17 protein-coding genes are annotated in these 16,225 nt (G+C 33.1%); 6 read left to right on the plus strand and 11 right to left on the minus strand.

Features of this window, described 5'->3' with window-relative positions:
- Entirely contained in the window at positions 1 to 651 is a 651-nt protein-coding gene (locus CGC48_RS01365) for a protein-L-isoaspartate(D-aspartate) O-methyltransferase (RefSeq protein WP_098028152.1), read from the minus strand.
- Positions 652 to 922: 271 nt separating this feature from the next.
- On the opposite strand from CGC48_RS01365, the gene CGC48_RS01370 reads away from it, so the two are divergent.
- A complete protein-coding gene (locus tag CGC48_RS01370) occupies positions 923 to 1,912 on the plus strand; it encodes an aspartate-semialdehyde dehydrogenase (RefSeq protein ID WP_018278463.1) in 990 nt (329 codons plus the stop codon).
- A gap of 58 nt (positions 1,913 to 1,970) precedes the next feature.
- Here the strand turns inward: CGC48_RS01370 and CGC48_RS01375 are convergent, their stop codons facing one another.
- From CGC48_RS01375 to CGC48_RS01395, 5 genes are all read right to left on the minus strand, one after another.
- Positions 1,971 to 3,380, minus strand: coding sequence for a CCA tRNA nucleotidyltransferase (locus CGC48_RS01375; RefSeq protein ID WP_098028153.1), 1,410 nt, complete (start codon positions 3,378 to 3,380; stop codon positions 1,971 to 1,973).
- A gap of 53 nt (positions 3,381 to 3,433) precedes the next feature.
- Entirely contained in the window at positions 3,434 to 4,231 is a 798-nt protein-coding gene (gene kdsA, locus CGC48_RS01380) for a 3-deoxy-8-phosphooctulonate synthase (protein WP_041994860.1), read from the minus strand.
- 20 nt (positions 4,232 to 4,251) lie between these two features.
- Positions 4,252 to 4,446 (minus strand): hypothetical protein, encoded by a 195-nt coding sequence (locus CGC48_RS01385; RefSeq protein WP_018278466.1) that lies wholly within the window; start codon positions 4,444 to 4,446, stop codon positions 4,252 to 4,254.
- 13 nt (positions 4,447 to 4,459) lie between these two features.
- Positions 4,460 to 5,035 (minus strand): MarC family protein, encoded by a 576-nt coding sequence (locus CGC48_RS01390; protein WP_098028154.1) that lies wholly within the window; start codon positions 5,033 to 5,035, stop codon positions 4,460 to 4,462.
- Positions 5,036 to 5,144: 109 nt separating this feature from the next.
- Complete coding sequence (locus tag CGC48_RS01395; protein WP_198537144.1) at positions 5,145 to 6,413, minus strand: M64 family metallopeptidase; 1,269 nt, start codon at positions 6,411 to 6,413, stop codon at positions 5,145 to 5,147.
- 104 nt (positions 6,414 to 6,517) lie between these two features.
- On the opposite strand from CGC48_RS01395, the gene CGC48_RS01400 reads away from it, so the two are divergent.
- Both CGC48_RS01400 and aroQ read left to right on the plus strand, forming a co-directional pair.
- Positions 6,518 to 7,579 carry a glycosyltransferase family 9 protein gene (locus CGC48_RS01400; RefSeq protein ID WP_098028155.1) on the plus strand — a complete coding sequence of 354 codons (1,062 nt, stop codon included), beginning with the start codon at positions 6,518 to 6,520 and terminating at the stop codon, positions 7,577 to 7,579.
- Positions 7,560 to 7,979, plus strand: coding sequence for a type II 3-dehydroquinate dehydratase (gene aroQ / locus CGC48_RS01405; RefSeq protein WP_098028156.1), 420 nt, complete (start codon positions 7,560 to 7,562; stop codon positions 7,977 to 7,979). The genes CGC48_RS01400 and aroQ overlap by 20 nt, the downstream gene beginning before the upstream one ends.
- Positions 7,980 to 8,000: 21 nt before the next feature.
- On the opposite strand, the gene CGC48_RS01410 is transcribed toward aroQ, so the two are convergent.
- From CGC48_RS01410 to kdsB, 5 genes are all read right to left on the minus strand, one after another.
- Positions 8,001 to 9,002 (minus strand): NAD-dependent epimerase/dehydratase family protein, encoded by a 1,002-nt coding sequence (locus CGC48_RS01410; RefSeq protein WP_098028157.1) that lies wholly within the window; start codon positions 9,000 to 9,002, stop codon positions 8,001 to 8,003.
- Positions 9,002 to 9,532, minus strand: coding sequence for a ferritin (locus tag CGC48_RS01415; RefSeq protein WP_018278472.1), 531 nt, complete (start codon positions 9,530 to 9,532; stop codon positions 9,002 to 9,004). The genes CGC48_RS01410 and CGC48_RS01415 overlap by 1 nt, the downstream gene beginning before the upstream one ends.
- A gap of 136 nt (positions 9,533 to 9,668) precedes the next feature.
- The gene (locus CGC48_RS01420) at positions 9,669 to 10,649 is read right to left on the minus strand and encodes a hypothetical protein (protein ID WP_157909839.1); all 981 of its coding nucleotides are present in this window, start codon (positions 10,647 to 10,649) and stop codon (positions 9,669 to 9,671) included.
- Positions 10,650 to 10,662: 13 nt separating this feature from the next.
- The gene (locus tag CGC48_RS01425) at positions 10,663 to 11,805 is read right to left on the minus strand and encodes a hypothetical protein (RefSeq protein ID WP_098028159.1); all 1,143 of its coding nucleotides are present in this window, start codon (positions 11,803 to 11,805) and stop codon (positions 10,663 to 10,665) included.
- 119 nt (positions 11,806 to 11,924) lie between these two features.
- Complete coding sequence (kdsB, locus tag CGC48_RS01430) at positions 11,925 to 12,668, minus strand: 3-deoxy-manno-octulosonate cytidylyltransferase (RefSeq protein ID WP_098028160.1); 744 nt, start codon at positions 12,666 to 12,668, stop codon at positions 11,925 to 11,927.
- A 156-nt stretch (positions 12,669 to 12,824) separates the two neighbouring features.
- On the opposite strand from kdsB, the gene CGC48_RS01435 reads away from it, so the two are divergent.
- The 3 genes from CGC48_RS01435 (at position 12,825) to CGC48_RS01445 (ending at position 16,185) form a co-directional block, all read left to right on the plus strand.
- Positions 12,825 to 13,748: a TIGR03571 family LLM class oxidoreductase gene (locus tag CGC48_RS01435; protein ID WP_018278495.1), complete on the plus strand. Its 924-nt coding sequence runs from the start codon at positions 12,825 to 12,827 to the stop codon at positions 13,746 to 13,748.
- A gap of 33 nt (positions 13,749 to 13,781) precedes the next feature.
- The gene (locus CGC48_RS01440; RefSeq protein ID WP_098028161.1) at positions 13,782 to 14,723 is read left to right on the plus strand and encodes a hydrogen peroxide-inducible genes activator; all 942 of its coding nucleotides are present in this window, start codon (positions 13,782 to 13,784) and stop codon (positions 14,721 to 14,723) included.
- A gap of 316 nt (positions 14,724 to 15,039) precedes the next feature.
- Entirely contained in the window at positions 15,040 to 16,185 is a 1,146-nt protein-coding gene (locus CGC48_RS01445) for a hypothetical protein (protein WP_098028162.1), read from the plus strand.
- The last annotated feature ends 40 nt before the right edge of the window (positions 16,186 to 16,225 follow it).

Consider the following 16,225-nt stretch of genomic DNA (forward strand, 5'->3'; position numbering starts at 1 on the left):
CTAAACCTTATCTTTCAGCAGAGGAACAAATTGAAAATCACCATATTCTGTTTTGTGAAATTCGCTTTGAGATATTCTTTCAAAGAGTGTCATTACTTGTGTTTCTTCTCCCACAGGAATAACCAACCTTCCTCCCACTGCTAATTGAGCTAGTAAAGCAATTGGTACTTCTGGAGCTCCAGCTGTCACTAAAATGCGGTCGAAAGGTGCTTCATTGGGTAACCCCTTGTAACCATCTCCAAAATACATTTTTGCAAGACGAGGCATTAATTTAGGAAGTAATAATTGTGTTTGTTTGAAGAGTTTTTGTTGTCGTTCTATTGTAAATAAATTCACCCCCAAAAAAAGTAATACACTTGACTGATAGCCACTTCCTGTTCCTATTTCGAGTACTTTTTGTCCAGCAGAAACTTGCAATAGTTGCGTTTGAAAAGCTACAGTATAAGGCTGAGAAATGGTCTGACCTGCCCCAATAGGAAATGCTTTGTCTTGATAGGCGTGAGCCTCAAAACTACTATCCATAAACAAATGTCTGGGAATTGTTCGAATAGCATTCAAAACGTTTGTATCCGTAATTCCTTTTTCTCTTAACAAATCAGCTAATTGATTACGCAATCCTTTGTGTTTCAATGTATCCTTTAGTAGAAGCATTCTTTTCTTTAGAATTTTAAATCATATAAACGGGCACAAAGTTCATCATTTTTTTTGAATTTTAAAAGAGAAAAATTACTTCCATACCCTCATTATTAAGAATCATTTTAAAACACATTTCATATTAGCTATTTTTCGTATACTTTTGAGAGAACTTCTCAAAAATCAATAAAAATATATTTTGTTACAAATTGAACAATTTGGCACAATAGATTCCACAATTAAAATATAATATGTAAATTTGCTGGTCATTTTTTTATTTTAAACATTTATGAGAGTAGCTATTGTGGGTGTTACTGGTATGGTTGGTAACGTAATGCTGGAAGTTTTAAACGAACGAAATTTCCCTGTAACTGAGTTAATTCCTGTTGCTTCAGAAAAGTCTGTAGGAAAGAAAATAACTTTTCAAGGGAAAGAATATTCGGTGGTCGGGTTGCAACAAGCAGTTTCATTAAAACCTGACATTGCATTATTTTCAGCTGGTGGAAGTGTCTCTTTGGAATGGGCTCCAAAATTTGCACAAGTGGGCACGACTGTAGTTGATAATTCTTCCGCTTGGCGTATGGATACAACTAAAAAACTTGTAATTCCTGAAATCAACGCTGATGTTCTCACAAAAGAAGATAAAATCATCGCCAACCCAAATTGCTCTACAATTCAGATGCTAATTGCTTTGGCTCCATTACAAAAAAAATATGGAATCAAACGGGTTGTGGTTTCTACCTATCAATCCATCACTGGTACTGGAGTAAAAGCAGTGAAACAACTTGAAAACGAGTACAAAGGAGAAAAAGGAGATATGGCTTATCACTATCAAATACACCGAAATGCTATTCCACAATGTGATGTATTCGAGGATAATGGCTACACCAAAGAAGAAATGAAACTGGTTCGTGAAACCAAAAAAATTCTCCGCGACGATAGCATTGCTGTCACGGCTACTGCTGTTCGTATTCCTGTTGTTGGCGGACATAGTGAATCCATAAATGTTGAACTTATTAATGATTTCAATTTAGATGAAGTTAGGGATATCTTTTCAAAAACCTCAGGATTAGTCCTTCAAGATGATACCAACACAAATACCTACCCTATGCCTTTATATGCACAAGGGAAAGACGATGTTTTTGTGGGACGTCTACGAAAAGATGAATCTCAACCTAATTCGCTGAATATGTGGGTTGTTTCGGATAATTTAAGAAAAGGAGCTGCAACAAACACAATCCAAATTGCTGAATATTTGATTACAAACAATCTGTTATAATAAAATTTGGTTTAAAACAAAAAGGCTGAAGAATGTAACTATTCTTCAGCCTTTTTACTTATATTAATCTCATTTGTTTAGCTTTATCAAACATAAATTTTTTGGCAGCCTCATAATCATTTGATATCTTTCCGTCCAAAATAGCTTCTTTTATGGCATCTTTTAGCGTTCCTATTTCACGAGAAGGTTTCAAATTAAATGTTTTCATAATTTCTTCTCCCGAAATGGGAGGTTGAAAATTACGAATGTGGTCTTTCTCCTCTACCTCTACTACTTTTTGGCGTACCAGCTGAAAATTATCGTGATATTGTTTGAACTTCTTTGAATTTTTTGTTGTAATATCTGCTTCACAGAGCGTCATCAAATCCTCAAAATCATCTCCAGCATCAAAAACCAAACGCCTTACTGCAGAATCTGTAACGATATCCTCTGCAATAATAATGGGACGAGAACTCATACGAACCATTTTCTGAACATATTTCATTTTATCATTTAAAGGCATTCGCAATCGCTTAAAAATATGAAAAACCATTTTGCTTCCTAAAAATTCGTGTCCGTGAAATGTCCAGCCATTTTTTTTGTCAAAACGCTTTGTCGGAGCTTTTCCAATATCGTGCAACAAAGCTGACCAACGTAGCCACAAATCATCTGTATTCTGAGCGATATTATCAACAACCTCCAATGTATGCCAAAAATTATCTTTATGTCGTTGCCCTTCGTGCTCCTCTACTCCTTGTAATTCAACAAGTTCTGGAAGAATATAATGAAGAAGTTTCGTTTCATACAATAGTTTCAATCCAATGGAAGGTTTGGGTGAAGAAAGTATCTTATTCAGCTCATCTACAATACGTTCGTTCGAAATAATTTTTAATCGGTCTTTATTTTTGGCAATTGCTTGTAATGATTTTTTCTCAATTTCAAAATTCAATTGGGTAGCAAATCGGATAGCCCTCATCATACGCAAAGGATCATCCGAATAGGTTATATCTGGGTCAAGTGGCGTACGTATGATTTTATTTTTGAGGTCAGAAAGTCCATCAAAAGGGTCGATTAATTCTCCGAAATTGTATTCTGAAAGAGATAACGCCATTGCATTGATTGTGAAATCTCTACGATTTTGGTCATCTTGAAGTGTTCCGCTTTCCACATAAGGTTTACGAGAATTGGATTCATAACTTTCTTTCCTTGCTCCCACGAATTCAATATCCAAATTATCTGCTTTTATCATTGCGGTTCCAAAATTCTTAAAAACAGACACTTTAGGATTATTAGGCAATTTTTCAGCTACTTTTTCTGCCAAAGCAATTCCGCTCCCAATAGAAACAATATCAATGTCTTTCGGAAGTTTTTTCTTCAGAAGATAATCCCTGACAAATCCACCAATTACATAACTTTCTAATGAAATTTCATTTGAAACTTTACTTATTAACGAAAAAATTGGATTTGAAAGAGCTTCTTTATGATACATATTATTTTATAAAAGTTTGAAATAATTAGAAAATTAGTAAACTCAAATAAATACTAATTCTCAAATGATAAAATTGTTTGTCTGATTGCTGTTAATCTTGTTAAAAGACCTTCAAGCAAATCAAGATGAAGCATATTAGCCCCATCACTTTTTGCATTTGCAGGGTCAAAATGAGTTTCGATAAACAATCCATCTACGTTATTAACAACAGCTGCACGAGCAATAGTTTCAATCATTTCTGGGCGTCCTCCAGTCACTCCGCTTGTTTGATTGGGTTGTTGTAAAGAATGCGTAACATCCATAATAACAGGAGCATACGAACGCATCACAGGAATTCCTCTAAAATCAACAATTAAATCCTGATAGCCAAACATAGTTCCTCTGTCAGTGATTAAAGCACTATTGTTCCCGCTATCAATCACTTTCTGAACGGCGTGTTTCATACTTTCAGGACTCATAAATTGTCCTTTCTTTAAATTGATTACCTTACCTGTTTTGGCCGCTGCAACTACCAAATCGGTTTGGCGTACTAAAAAAGCTGGAATTTGCAGTACATCAACATATTGAGCAGCCATATCAGCATCACTAACTTCGTGAATATCAGTAACTGTGGGCACACCGAATGTTTTACCTACTTTTTCAAGAATTTTCAAAGCTTTTTCGTCTCCAATACCTGTAAAAGAATCTATCCGACTACGATTTGCCTTCTTAAAACTACCTTTAAAAACATACGGAATGTTTAGTTTATCCGTGATAGAAACTATTCTTTCGGCAATTTGCATCGCCATTTCCTCTCCTTCAATAGCACAAGGACCTGCCAAAAGGAAAAAATTACTTTCTTTGTTAGACACAAGCATAACTCCAGATATTTTTATTTCAATTTTTCTTTAATTCGCCTTGAAAGATAAAAAGCTAAAAGCAACAACAAAGCAATTCCTGCCACACCTGCCGAAATCAAAGCTACAAAACTTCTCCCTTCAAACGGATTTGAAAAATCTATCAAATAGATATTAAATCCGATTATAACTAAAGATAAAACAAATAATATTATAATAAATATTTTCATAAAAAACTAATTTTTAAGCAAATAGACCTTTAGCATTCGTAGCAAATAACTTCACAGCAATGGCAAGTAAAATAACCCCAAATATCTTACGAATTACATTTATTCCTTGTTTGCCCAATATTTTTTCTATTTTCTTGGAAGATTTCAATACGATGTATACAAATATGATATTTATAACAATCCCAACAATGATGTTTTCAAGGTGATATTCTGCTCGTAAAGAAAGGACAGTAGTCATCGAACCTGCTCCCGCAACTAAAGGAAACGCCAACGGAACGATGGAAGCCGTTTGAGGCTCCTCATCTCGATAAAGAGTAATTCCTAAAATCATTTCCAATGCTAAAAAAAATAAAATAAATGCCCCTGCAACTGCAAACGATTCTACCGTCACTCCAAATAGATTAAGAATTTCTTTCCCCAGAAATAAAAACAAGATGAGCAACATTGCCGATACAATAGCTGTTTTCTCGGACTGAATATGCCCCACCTTTTGCCGTAAGTTAATGATTATAGGGATACTACCAACGATATCAATTACAGCAAAAAGTACCATTGTTGTGGATATAATTTCCTTAATGTCAAAATTCATTTTCTGAAAAATTTTTGCAAAAATAGAAAAAAAGTCGGATATAGAAACCAATTTAAGAAATTGCTTGAGTGACCAACTATGTAGAATTTTATTTGCTTTACACTTCTTTTTATTCCGTGTAGAATTTAACTATTTTACGAATAGCACGTTCACAAACAGGACAAAATCCCTTCGGATCGTTGGACTTCATTCGGCAATCCTGTACTGGACTATAAATTCCTTTCGAAACATAGCCTCCTCCTTCAAATACACCAACTTGTTTTTCATATTTTGGAGTTCTTGGTGTAGGAATTGGAGTTGATTTTTTCAGCATATCTTTCCATTTTATATCAAAATTAGCCAAAGAAGTGATATTTTCTTCCCAAGGTTCCACCGAAACGTTGTAAAACGAGTCAAAAGCAGTAGAAGAATCATAGTATTCATCAGCAAGTCCAGCAAAACCGTGTCCAAATTCATGAATAAATACTTTATCGGATAAAAAATGATCAGAAGTTGCCAAATTTAAGTGATTATAAAATCCTCCGCCTCCATAATTTGATGTATTTACCAAAATATAAATTTGATCGTAGGGTACTAATGAAGCTGCGTCAGCGATTGCTTTCATATTATTGGTTGTCAAATATCTATCCATATCAAATGTATAGAAAGAAGCATCAAAAGCGGTTTTCTTATAAATATTCTGACCTGGAACGTCTGTACCTGATTCTTCGGAAGTTACACCAACTGCATATACATTAAAATCTTTTTTAAGGCTATCGAAAGGAGGAATTGTAAACATATAATCAACCATTTTCTTAGCATCTGTATAGAATTTTTCAATCTCACACTCAGTATAACCTTCTGCCAAAATAGCAATATCTACTTTTTGAGAAGAACTACCATTTTCAAGTATTTTCTGTACAGGATAAGACGAAACAGTCTCTTCTTTTATGAAATAATCATTAGGATTAATTTTTTTTTCAAATATTTTCTCGAATTTTCCACTTTTATTACGCTTTGCTATCTGCATTTGTAGCTCTTTAACAGGAAAAGGCACTTGAATTGCGTGAGAAAACAGTCTTTTCTCGGATTTTGCTTGTTCAATATGCTGCCATTCACTCAAAAGAGAATTAAATCCTTTTGAAAAAACAACTTTTTGTGTATTTTCGTCAATCATTTGTAAACGAAATTCACCATAATTCGGAAAAATTAAATTCGTCCTTGAACCTCCCCAGTATGGTTCCTTTTTCATTTGTGTAAGAATTACCTCCGAGGTGTGAGTATCTCCATTCAAATAAAAATCAAATCGGAGGCTTTTGTCAAAATCAAAGATTGCCTCTTGCGAATAAAATGTTCCAGAAACAAAAAAACTAAAAAAAACTAATAAAATACGGTTCATTTTTTGAAAATTTCAATATATTTGTAATCACTTTTTATTATCTATCAAATAGATAGGATAATAAGGAGCCAAAGATAATGAATAAATTTTAACAAATCAATAAAATGAATTTCAAACATATCGCGGTATTTCGCACATCGGCTATGGGTGACGTTGCCATTAGCGTTCCTATTTTAACGGCTTTTGCAGAGCAATACCCCGATGTTAAAATTACCTTAGTAACGAAACCGATGTTTGCTCCAATGTTTTTACATATACCTAATTGTGAAATACTTAAGATTGATTTAAAAGGTAAGCACAAAGGAATTTTAGGATTATACCAATTGTTCAAAGAGCTCAAAAAATTAGAAGTTGAAGCTGTTGCTGATATTCACAACGTATTAAGAACCAACATTATAAAGATTTTTTTTAAATTTTCAAGAATTCCTTTCATTCAAATTGATAAAGGAAGAAAAGAAAAAAAAGATTTAACAAAGGATAAAAATAAGATTTTCAAGCAATTAAAAACATCATATCAACGTTATGCTGATGTTTTCAAAAAATTAGGTTTTCCTATTTCGTTGAATAAAAATTATTTTGCTCCAAAACCTAAATTGTCAAAAGAAATAAAGAATTTACTTTCAGAAGAAAAAAACATTGGAATTGCCCCATTTGCTTCTCATTTGGGAAAGCAATATCCATTCCATAATCTTAAAGAACTAATTTATATATTATCAAATAATTACCCAAAAAATAAAATTTACATTTTTGGCGGCGGAGAACATCAACAAAAAATTGTTGAGGAAGTTGCTCATTTGTCAAACGTAGAAAATATGATTGATCGGTTTTCTTTTGAGGAAGAATTACAACTCATTGCAAATCTTGATGTTATGTTATCTATGGATAGTGGAAATGCTCATTTGGCTGCGATGTATGGAATCCCAACTATTACCATTTGGGGAGTAACGCACCCTTTTGCAGGATTTTATCCTTACGGGCAACCTTTTGAAAATGCTTTATTGGCAGATCGAAACCAATTTCCTCTTATTCCTACATCAGTATACGGAAATAAATACCCAAAAGGCTACGAGAGAGCTATAAAAACCATAAAAATAGAAGAAATTTTAATTAAAATAGAAGAAATCATTATCCCAAACAACAGAAATAATGAAAATAGCAATTATTAACGGACCTAATCTTAATCTTTTAGGTAAAAGAGAGCCAGAAATATACGGAAATCAAACTTTTGAACATTTTTTTTATAATCTACAGAGAAAATACCCAGAAGTTGAACTAATTTATTTCCAAAGTAATATAGAAGGTGAAATTATCAACAAAATTCATGAAATAGGTTTTGATTTTGATGGAATAATCCTCAATGCAGGGGCTTATACACATACATCTATCGCTATTGCTGATGCTATAAAATCAATACAATCACCTGTAATCGAAGTACATATCTCAAACACATTCGCTCGGGAAACTTTCCGACATCAATCCTACATTTCACCTGTTTCTAGTGGCATCATTTTAGGGTTTGGTATAAAAAGTTATGAATTAGCATTGTTGAGCTTTTTGAGGAACTAAATTTTTAAGTCACAAATTTCTTTATTTATCATATTTTCTACAAATTTCTTTCAAAGAATCATCTATGCTTTTATATTGAAAATCAATAAATTCACTTATCTTACTTCCATCGTATGTAATTATACGACCCAATGAGTCTGCACTTCTTGGAGTTAATGTTCTCTTTTTCAGGCAAAGGAAACTCAAAAAACCATCTAAATAGGCAAGTAAGCGAAGTGTTCTGTGACTTATTTTCTTTCGGGGAGATTTCACCGCTAAATAATTAGCAATTTTCTTTAAAATATACTCGTATGTTTGGTTCGAACCACTAAGTACAAATCTCTGATTTTCAACTCCTGAAAATTGAAGAGCAATCATCGATTTGGCTACATCTTCAACATCAACAAAACCTGTTCCACCTGAGGGATAGAAGGTAAGTCCTTTTGCAACTTTTTCAAACAAAAGTCCCGAACCTGAATTCCAAAAATAAGCTCCCAAAACCACAGATGGATTCACTATCACAACCTTTAAACCTTCCTGTGAACCTCGCCAAACCTCCATTTCAGCTCCGTGCTTACTAATCGCGTAATCGTGATTATTATCCTCTGGATTCCAATCACTTGACTCATTTGTAATTTTACCAACTGCCGAAGACAAAGCTGATACAGAACTTACGTGACATAACTTCTTTACTTTAAAATCAATACAGAGATTTACTATGTTAACTGTACCTTCTACATTAATTTTTATAAGTTTTTCAAAATCATTTGGTTGAAATGAGATAAACCCAGCTGCGTGAAACACATAAGAAACATCCCGAAAAACTGTTTCCAGACTCGGGATGTCATTAATATCAGCCTTAACCCATTCTATTTGAGAAAATTGCTTTTCTCCTGTGTGGGATAATTTTTTAAATATATTTTTAATTTTTTCAAACGAACTTGCAGAACGATAAATTGCCCGTATCTTTCTATCCTCTTTTTGAGTAAGATAGAATAATAAATGGCCTCCTATCAGTCCGGTTCCGCCAGTAACTAAAATCATTATGCGTCTTCTAACGGGATGCGTTCATCAATTAATTTTAGAGCCAACGGATTGTCTTTTCCTTCCATAAACTGGAACATATCAAGAATGCTATGTACCAAACGCTCCTCCTCAAGTTGCTCTTCTACAAACCATTGCAAGAAGTTTTCACTCGCATAATCAGCCTCTTGTCGTGCTTTTTGGAAAATAGAAAAAATGGATTTTGTCACTTCAATTTCGTGCTCTAATGTTTTTTCATATACTTCCCTAAGCGACTTGAAATCTTGTTGTACTTTGCCTACTTCAGGAGCGAAAGCCCTTGCCCCATTTTCATTTAAAAAACGGAAAATTTTCATCATATGGTCTCTCTCTTCCACAGCGTGGCAGTAAAAAAATTCAGCACTTCGCGGAAATCCATTGACCTCACACCAAGATGCCATTGCCAAATAAATAGAACTCGCTTCCGCTTCTTTGCTAACTTGCTGATTTAACAAATCAATAATTTCAGGATGTAGACTTGTTTGTAATCGGGTGTATTTTTGCTTTGCCATAGTAATTTTTTATTAATCAGTTCCGCAAATCTATGCTTTTTTTTGTAATAATGCTTTTATATTTTGTTAAAATTATTTTTTTGATAAATAAAAAACTGCCCACAAAAGGCAGTTTTTTACATACTTAATAAGTATTTTAATATTCCTTGTATATAATATTTTTTACGTCATAAATAACAACAGAACCATCTACATTATTGATTGCAAATAACTTATCTTCAGAAAAAGTTAAACAAGTAACATTAATTGGTTTGGATTGAAAACCTGTATATTTTCGTCCTATCATTCCCTTTTCAGTATCAATTCTGGCAAATCCTAATTCACCAAAACTAGCATAAAGATGCCCTCTAAAATGAACCAATTGGTATATTCTCGTTCCAAAATTTATATTTCTAGAGACAGTTTGTTCGTTATTTATGAGCATATTTTCCTGCAAATCATACGTTTCTATCGAAGTACCATTTGATAAATATAACTTTTTACCAATATGAGCCAGTGAAGCATTACTTCTCTGGTAAAAAGCACTTCTTACAGGAGCAGAAATTCTCTTTGAATTTTCTGGTGTAATGTCTGAATTTCTGTAAAAAAGAAGTCTCCGCAAGTCACGAACCAAAAAATAATCTTCCATCGGTAGTAATGCCAAAGCCTGAAACATTCCGTTATTTCTGTAACCCTCTGTACCTGAACCAATAACCGTATGCAGCGAATACGTTTTTCTGTTGAATACCTGTATTGTATTTAATTGTGTAACAAATAAATAATCGTTATTGATTGCCACATCTTTTATTTCTTTCAGATTGGAAATCAATTCCGTAAGTTGTCCCGTTTGTAAATCTAACTTTTGGATAGAATATGTTTTATTTTTTCCATTAATAGCTTCCACTCCCAAAAAAAGCTCATTTTCATACCAATCAATTGTAATGAAACTTTGATTTTGCTTTTTGTTGGTTAAAATTGACTTTTGCTCTTCAAAATAGTATGCAATGGTTGATTCCGACTTAACTTTAGGGTCTACTTTTACTATTTTTTCAACTTTTTTCTCTACAATAACTTCTTCTATCTGCTTTCCACACGAAAACGAAATGATTAATAGAATAAATGCAAATATTTTCTTCATCTGTTGTATAATTTTATTTTTCATAAGGATATTTTAAGAAAGGAAGTTGCCCTTCCAATAATAGTTTCTGATAAACAGCCATTCCTACAGGAACTAATCCTTTGGCGTCTTTTCCTTTATCGTAGAAATATGTCATATTTCCATCGTGACCATAACCTGCTACGTGACCAAATTCGTGAATCCAAACGTTCATAACCAAAGAACTATGCCAAGGAGAATTCAAATCTGATTTTGTATAGTAAGCACTTTTAGGATTATTAATGTACTCACGACGAACCCCAAAGGTAGTGCCTCCGCCTAAGCCCCCCAAACCAGGTTCTACAATTATTCCTAAATTCTGACGAGGAATATTTATAAAACTTTTCATTACGTGTTCCCTATTCAAAGGAACTCCTTTTTTATTCTCAAATTCATACGGGGTTTCTTTAATTGCTTTTTCAAAATCTTCTGAACTAAGCATATACGCCATATTCAACACAACTGGCAGATAATTTCTAGCATCTTCAGCCGTTAATCTCCCCCATTTTGTATCTTTTTCGTAAGGTCTGAAGCAGTAGAAAGTGTTAAGCTTAATTTTTTTCATTTTTTCAAGCATTGGGTCATTGCTTATCAAAGAAAATTTTAAATCAGAAGTAGAAAGATTGTTTATATTTTCTACAGAAATTTTTTGTCCATTGACATCTTCGAAAAATATTTCTCGTGCAGAAAAAGGTAATTCACCAACATACTCGTACAAAGGAGGAAATTCCTCAAAAAAAGCAATTTTCACAGGTGCTTTAAATCCTTCAATATACATTTGAAGTTCAACATTAGTGAAAGTGTGAGGCAAAAAGTTACGAATTCGATACTTATTCCCTTCAATGGCACGTACTTCCAACATTTCATTTACACGGAAAGCTCTTAAATCGTCATCATAAAGAATTACCTTTCCGTCTATTTCTTTATTGTCCTCATCTGTAAACATCTCTTTTCCAGATTCTTGAACTTGTAAAGCTGTCATTGTTGGAACTTTAACTAAGTCAAAATCTTTAACGACTTGTTTTTCAACTTCAACCTCAACGATTTTCTCTTCTTGCTCAGTTTTCGTACACGCAAGGGCAAGTAGCCCTGCTAAAGCAAATAACTTTACTTTCAATCTCTTAGTAGGTATTTTCATTGTTATTCATTATTTTAAGGGGGCAAAAATAGTACTTTTTTAAAACTACAAAAAAATAAAGGTTGTTTTTTCTTTTGAAAACAACCTTTATGGCTAGAATATTTTCCTAAAAAATTTAATTACAACTGATTTGATTTCCTCCAAAGCTGTCGCGCTTTCTGTAAATCTTCTTCAGTGTCAATTCCTATAGTTGGAATATTGGTTTCTGCCAAACGAATTTTAAATCCATTTTCCAAATAACGAAGTTGCTCTAATTTTTCTGTCTTTTCCAAAATAGATTCCCCTAATTGTGTAAACTGCATCAGGGCTTCTTTTCTGTAGGCATAAATACCAATGTGTTTGAAATAAATTCCTTCTGAATTTTCATCTCTTGGGAAAGGAATGAAAGCTCTTGAAAAATAAAGTGCATCGCCTTTTTTGTTAACCACAACTTTTACATTATTAGGATTTGAAATATCTTCAGGATTGTTCAGCCGTTCCATTAAACTAAAAACGCTTATCTGTTTTTCAATGTCTTCCGCAAACGTTTTGAGTAATATTTCAAGATTTTTTCTCTCTGTAAAAGGTTCATCTCCTTGAATATTTACGATTAAGTCTGCTTCGAGATTTTCACAAGCCTCTGCAATTCGGTCACTTCCGCTCTGATGTTCCTTTTTACTGCGAATTACCTTTCCTCCCACCTCTGTAATTGCTTTTTCAATTCGGTCGTCATCAGTAACTACATACACTTGTTCAAAAAGTTTTGTATTAAGAACCGCCTCAAAAGTCCTAACAATCACAGGTTTTCCTTCTAAATCTTTCATCAATTTTCCCGAAAAACGAGAAGCCTCATAACGAGCAGGAATCATTGCTATTATTTTCATAGATAACTTCTTTTTGTAGCAAAGATATATTTTTTAGAAGAAAAATAAAAAATATTAACAGATTTTGAAAAAATAGCTTTTTTCAGGACAAATATAAGCTCTTTTTTTGCTATTTTTGAAAATAAAGCTACCTTTGCATACGTAAAAAGCAATGCTATGTTAGATGCCTATAACCTATCCATCGGGCTACTTCTTCCTATAGAGGCTTACGAGGGAAGCGTTCCAAAAATGGAAAATCAGATACATTTGATACAACTGGCTGAATCTTATGGTTTTGATACCATTTGGGTACGTGATATTCCCCTAAAAGACCCTGATTTTAGAGATGTAGGACAGATTTTTGACCCTTGGGTATATCTTTCGCACATAGCATCTCTCACAAAAACCATCAAAATAGGAATAGCCAGTTTGGTGTTGCCTTTACGTCACCCTCTTCACGTTGCAAAAGCTTCGGCAAGTTTGGACGTACTTTTTCCGAATCGCTTTCATATGGGAGTAGCTTCAGGCGACCGTCCAATAGAGTATCCTGCTTTTAATCAGCCTTTTGGATTGAGAAGTACCCGAGTATTTGAACATATGAAAATGCTTAGAAATATTTGGTCAAAAGAATTTCCTCACTATGACAATGATTATGGCATTCTTATGAACAAATCGGGCGATGTGATTCCAAAACCACTAAAGGGAAATATTCCTATGTACGTTACAGGGCATATTGGCGGAGTTAACTTGGAATGGATTTCAAAAAATTCTGACGGATGGATTTATTATCCTCGTGACTTTGCCCTCACAAAAAAAGTTGTTAAAAATTGGATAGAAACACTAGAGCAGGGAGGAGAAGCTCGAAAACCTTACATTCAACCCATATACATTGACCTTATGGAAGACCCAAACTTTAAACCTGTAAATATTGATTTGGGATTTCGCTTAGGAAGAAACTATTTAATTGATATGTTCTTGACTTTGAGAAAGATAGGTGTTAATCATATAATACTAGTCTTGAAGCATAGTTCACGTCCAGTTGATGTTATTTTGAATGAAATTGGAAGAGAAGTACTTCCTCAATTAAGAAGAGCTTTTTAAAAAATAAAAATTTTCTAACTTAAATAAAAAACTATGACTATTACCCAATTTCAGTACGTTTTAGCCGTTGCAAAATATAAGAATTTTACCACCGCAGCCGAAAATAGCTTTGTTACCCAACCCACTTTGAGTATGCAAATTCAAAAATTGGAGGAAGAATTGGGGGTAATCATTTTCGACAGAAGTAAAAAACCATTACAAATTACTGAAATTGGAGAACAAATCATTAAACAAGCTCAAGTCATTGTTAATGAATCCGATAGAATGAACGATATTGTCGCTCAACAAAAGGGAATCGTTGGAGGAGAATTTCGTATGGGAATTATTTCCACAGTTTCTCCTACATTATTACCTATGTTTTTGGCTAATTTTATTCATAAATACCCAAAAGTTTCTTTAAAAATAGAAGAACAAAATACTGAAAATATCTTACAAAAGATTGAAGAAGGCTCTTATGATGCAGCTATTTTAGCAACTCCTCTAAATCACCCAAATATTATTGAGAAACCACTTTATTATGAGCCTTTTGTAGCATATATTCCTGATAATCATAGGCTACAAGCCAATAAAACCATCTATTCAGAAGACTTGGATATAAACGATATTCTAATGTTAGAAGACGGACATTGTTTCAAAGAAAGCGTTTTAAACATTTGTAATCAAGATATTATCGAATCAAAAAAGTATTTCCAACTAAAAAGTGGAAGTTTTGAAACACTAATCCGATTAGCGAATGAAGGTTTGGGAATGACCCTAATTCCGTACCTGCATTCTTTGGAGTTGAAAGAAAACGAAAAAAAACATATACACCTCTTCGCCGAGCCTTATCCCGCAAGAGAAATCAGCTTAATTTATCATAAAAATGAATTAAAACTACAAACTATAAAAGCTTTATATGAAGTAATTTCAGGTGTTATTCGTGGTGCAATTGCTTTTCAGAACGTGAAAATTATCAGTCCCACCCGACAAAAATAGCAAAGTTTCTTAGCTTTAATTCGTTCTTCTTTTTTATACTTTAAAGAAAAATTTATTTGTAAAAATTTTATTTTTAAGATATTTGATTAAAGCCTGTCTAAACTTTTACTTTTCTAAAAGTTTAAACAGGTTAGCTGTTCTATTCCTCCTACCAAAATTTTAACAATTAAGGAAATATTAATAAGTCAACCGTTTGTACTTGAAACAGAATTTTCGGTCGTGAAATTTATGTATCACTTTCATTTAAAAAAAACGCCTGTGCTGTAATTTCGCATATATAAAAACTATTTTTGCCAGAAAATACAAAAATTGCAATATGAATAAGATTAAAAAAGAAATCCGAAAAACCTATTTTCTAAACGGTAACACCTCCGAAATTACCTATCAAAAACCCAAAAGAATAATCACAGAAGAATACGACCCGCACGGAAACATCACCCTGCACCGTATTGAAGAAGTCATTGACGGAAAGTTCGTTGTCTCTCCAAAAAGCAAATTTTTTGAAAATCAGTACAATATATGGAACAAATTATCCAATGTAAAAGTTTTTCAAAATCATAAAATGATACGACAAGAATCTTTTTTCTATCATCATTTTAGCCAAAAATACATCTCCATCATTTCGGAAGACAATTGTATAGAAAAAGAAGTTTACTGCGACTCAGGAAAAATTATCCGAAAAGAATCCTATACTTTGGGAGAAACAAATGAAGCTAAAATAGTCGAGTATAAATACGATGAGTTACACGATACACTAATAGCTATTGATTACTCTAATAATGGAAATTTAATTGGTTATGAAAACTTTGAGTATGATGACAACAAAAAACTTATTTCGTGGAAAAAAGAATATCGTTCTGCCGAAGATATTACAAAAGAGTTTGCTTATTACGAACAAGGGCAAAAAATAATGCACAAAATAGAGTGTTTGGACAAGGAAAATCACACTCTCTATAAAAAGAGTTTTCACTACTTTAAAAGAGAAGAAAATATTATGGAATGCGTTGAATATGACGACGGAGAAGTGACAAAATATGAACGTACCAAAAATAAAAAAGGAAAAAAAGAAATTAAAAACCGAACCGTTTATATGTGTGTTTCGGATAACGATAATACAAACGAATTTTTCTATTTTTTAGAAAACGTTGACTATGAAAATGGAGTTGTATTTAGACAATGTACTCAAAAATTCGATACTGAAAACCGCCTTGTAGAACGCAAAATTACTGAGCAAAACGGAGATTACTACTTGAAAACCTATCAATACAATAACCCCAGCGGAAATCCGTCGGAACATAAAAGAGCCACCTACAATTCAGACAGACAAATAATTAGCAGCGAAATGATTGAAAAATATCTGGAAACCTACGATGATACAGGAAACTTGATTAAAAAAACGCATATCAAAACCGATGGCATCACCACTTCTATTGAAGAAGAACATATCCAATATTATCCGTAGGAATTGTAATTTTGTTCCACAATCTATATATGTTTTAACA

The sequence above is a fragment of the Capnocytophaga cynodegmi genome (genome assembly GCF_002302475.1).
Lineage (GTDB): Bacteria > Bacteroidota > Bacteroidia > Flavobacteriales > Flavobacteriaceae > Capnocytophaga > Capnocytophaga cynodegmi.

What these genes read in the sequence shown, in the direction of transcription:
- CGC48_RS01435 (WP_018278495.1), top strand. Translation starts at nt 12,825, where the DNA reads ATGTTAGATGCCTATAACCTATCCATCGGGCTACTTCTTCCTATAGAG.
- CGC48_RS01385 (WP_018278466.1), bottom strand. Translation starts at nt 4,446, where the DNA reads ATGAAAATATTTATTATAATATTATTTGTTTTATCTTTAGTTATAATC.
- aroQ (WP_098028156.1), top strand. Translation starts at nt 7,560, where the DNA reads ATGAAAATAGCAATTATTAACGGACCTAATCTTAATCTTTTAGGTAAA.
- CGC48_RS01410 (WP_098028157.1), bottom strand. Translation starts at nt 9,002, where the DNA reads ATGATTTTAGTTACTGGCGGAACCGGACTGATAGGAGGCCATTTATTA.
- CGC48_RS01395 (WP_198537144.1), bottom strand. Translation starts at nt 6,413, where the DNA reads ATGAACCGTATTTTATTAGTTTTTTTTAGTTTTTTTGTTTCTGGAACA.
- CGC48_RS01400 (WP_098028155.1), top strand. Translation starts at nt 6,518, where the DNA reads ATGAATTTCAAACATATCGCGGTATTTCGCACATCGGCTATGGGTGAC.
- CGC48_RS01425 (WP_098028159.1), bottom strand. Translation starts at nt 11,805, where the DNA reads ATGAAAATACCTACTAAGAGATTGAAAGTAAAGTTATTTGCTTTAGCA.
- CGC48_RS01370 (WP_018278463.1), top strand. Translation starts at nt 923, where the DNA reads ATGAGAGTAGCTATTGTGGGTGTTACTGGTATGGTTGGTAACGTAATG.
- CGC48_RS01375 (WP_098028153.1), bottom strand. Translation starts at nt 3,380, where the DNA reads ATGTATCATAAAGAAGCTCTTTCAAATCCAATTTTTTCGTTAATAAGT.
- kdsB (WP_098028160.1), bottom strand. Translation starts at nt 12,668, where the DNA reads ATGAAAATAATAGCAATGATTCCTGCTCGTTATGAGGCTTCTCGTTTT.
- CGC48_RS01365 (WP_098028152.1), bottom strand. Translation starts at nt 651, where the DNA reads ATGCTTCTACTAAAGGATACATTGAAACACAAAGGATTGCGTAATCAA.
- CGC48_RS01420 (WP_157909839.1), bottom strand. Translation starts at nt 10,649, where the DNA reads ATGAAGAAAATATTTGCATTTATTCTATTAATCATTTCGTTTTCGTGT.
- CGC48_RS01415 (WP_018278472.1), bottom strand. Translation starts at nt 9,532, where the DNA reads ATGGCAAAGCAAAAATACACCCGATTACAAACAAGTCTACATCCTGAA.
- CGC48_RS01445 (WP_098028162.1), top strand. Translation starts at nt 15,040, where the DNA reads ATGAATAAGATTAAAAAAGAAATCCGAAAAACCTATTTTCTAAACGGT.
- CGC48_RS01440 (WP_098028161.1), top strand. Translation starts at nt 13,782, where the DNA reads ATGACTATTACCCAATTTCAGTACGTTTTAGCCGTTGCAAAATATAAG.
- CGC48_RS01390 (WP_098028154.1), bottom strand. Translation starts at nt 5,035, where the DNA reads ATGAATTTTGACATTAAGGAAATTATATCCACAACAATGGTACTTTTT.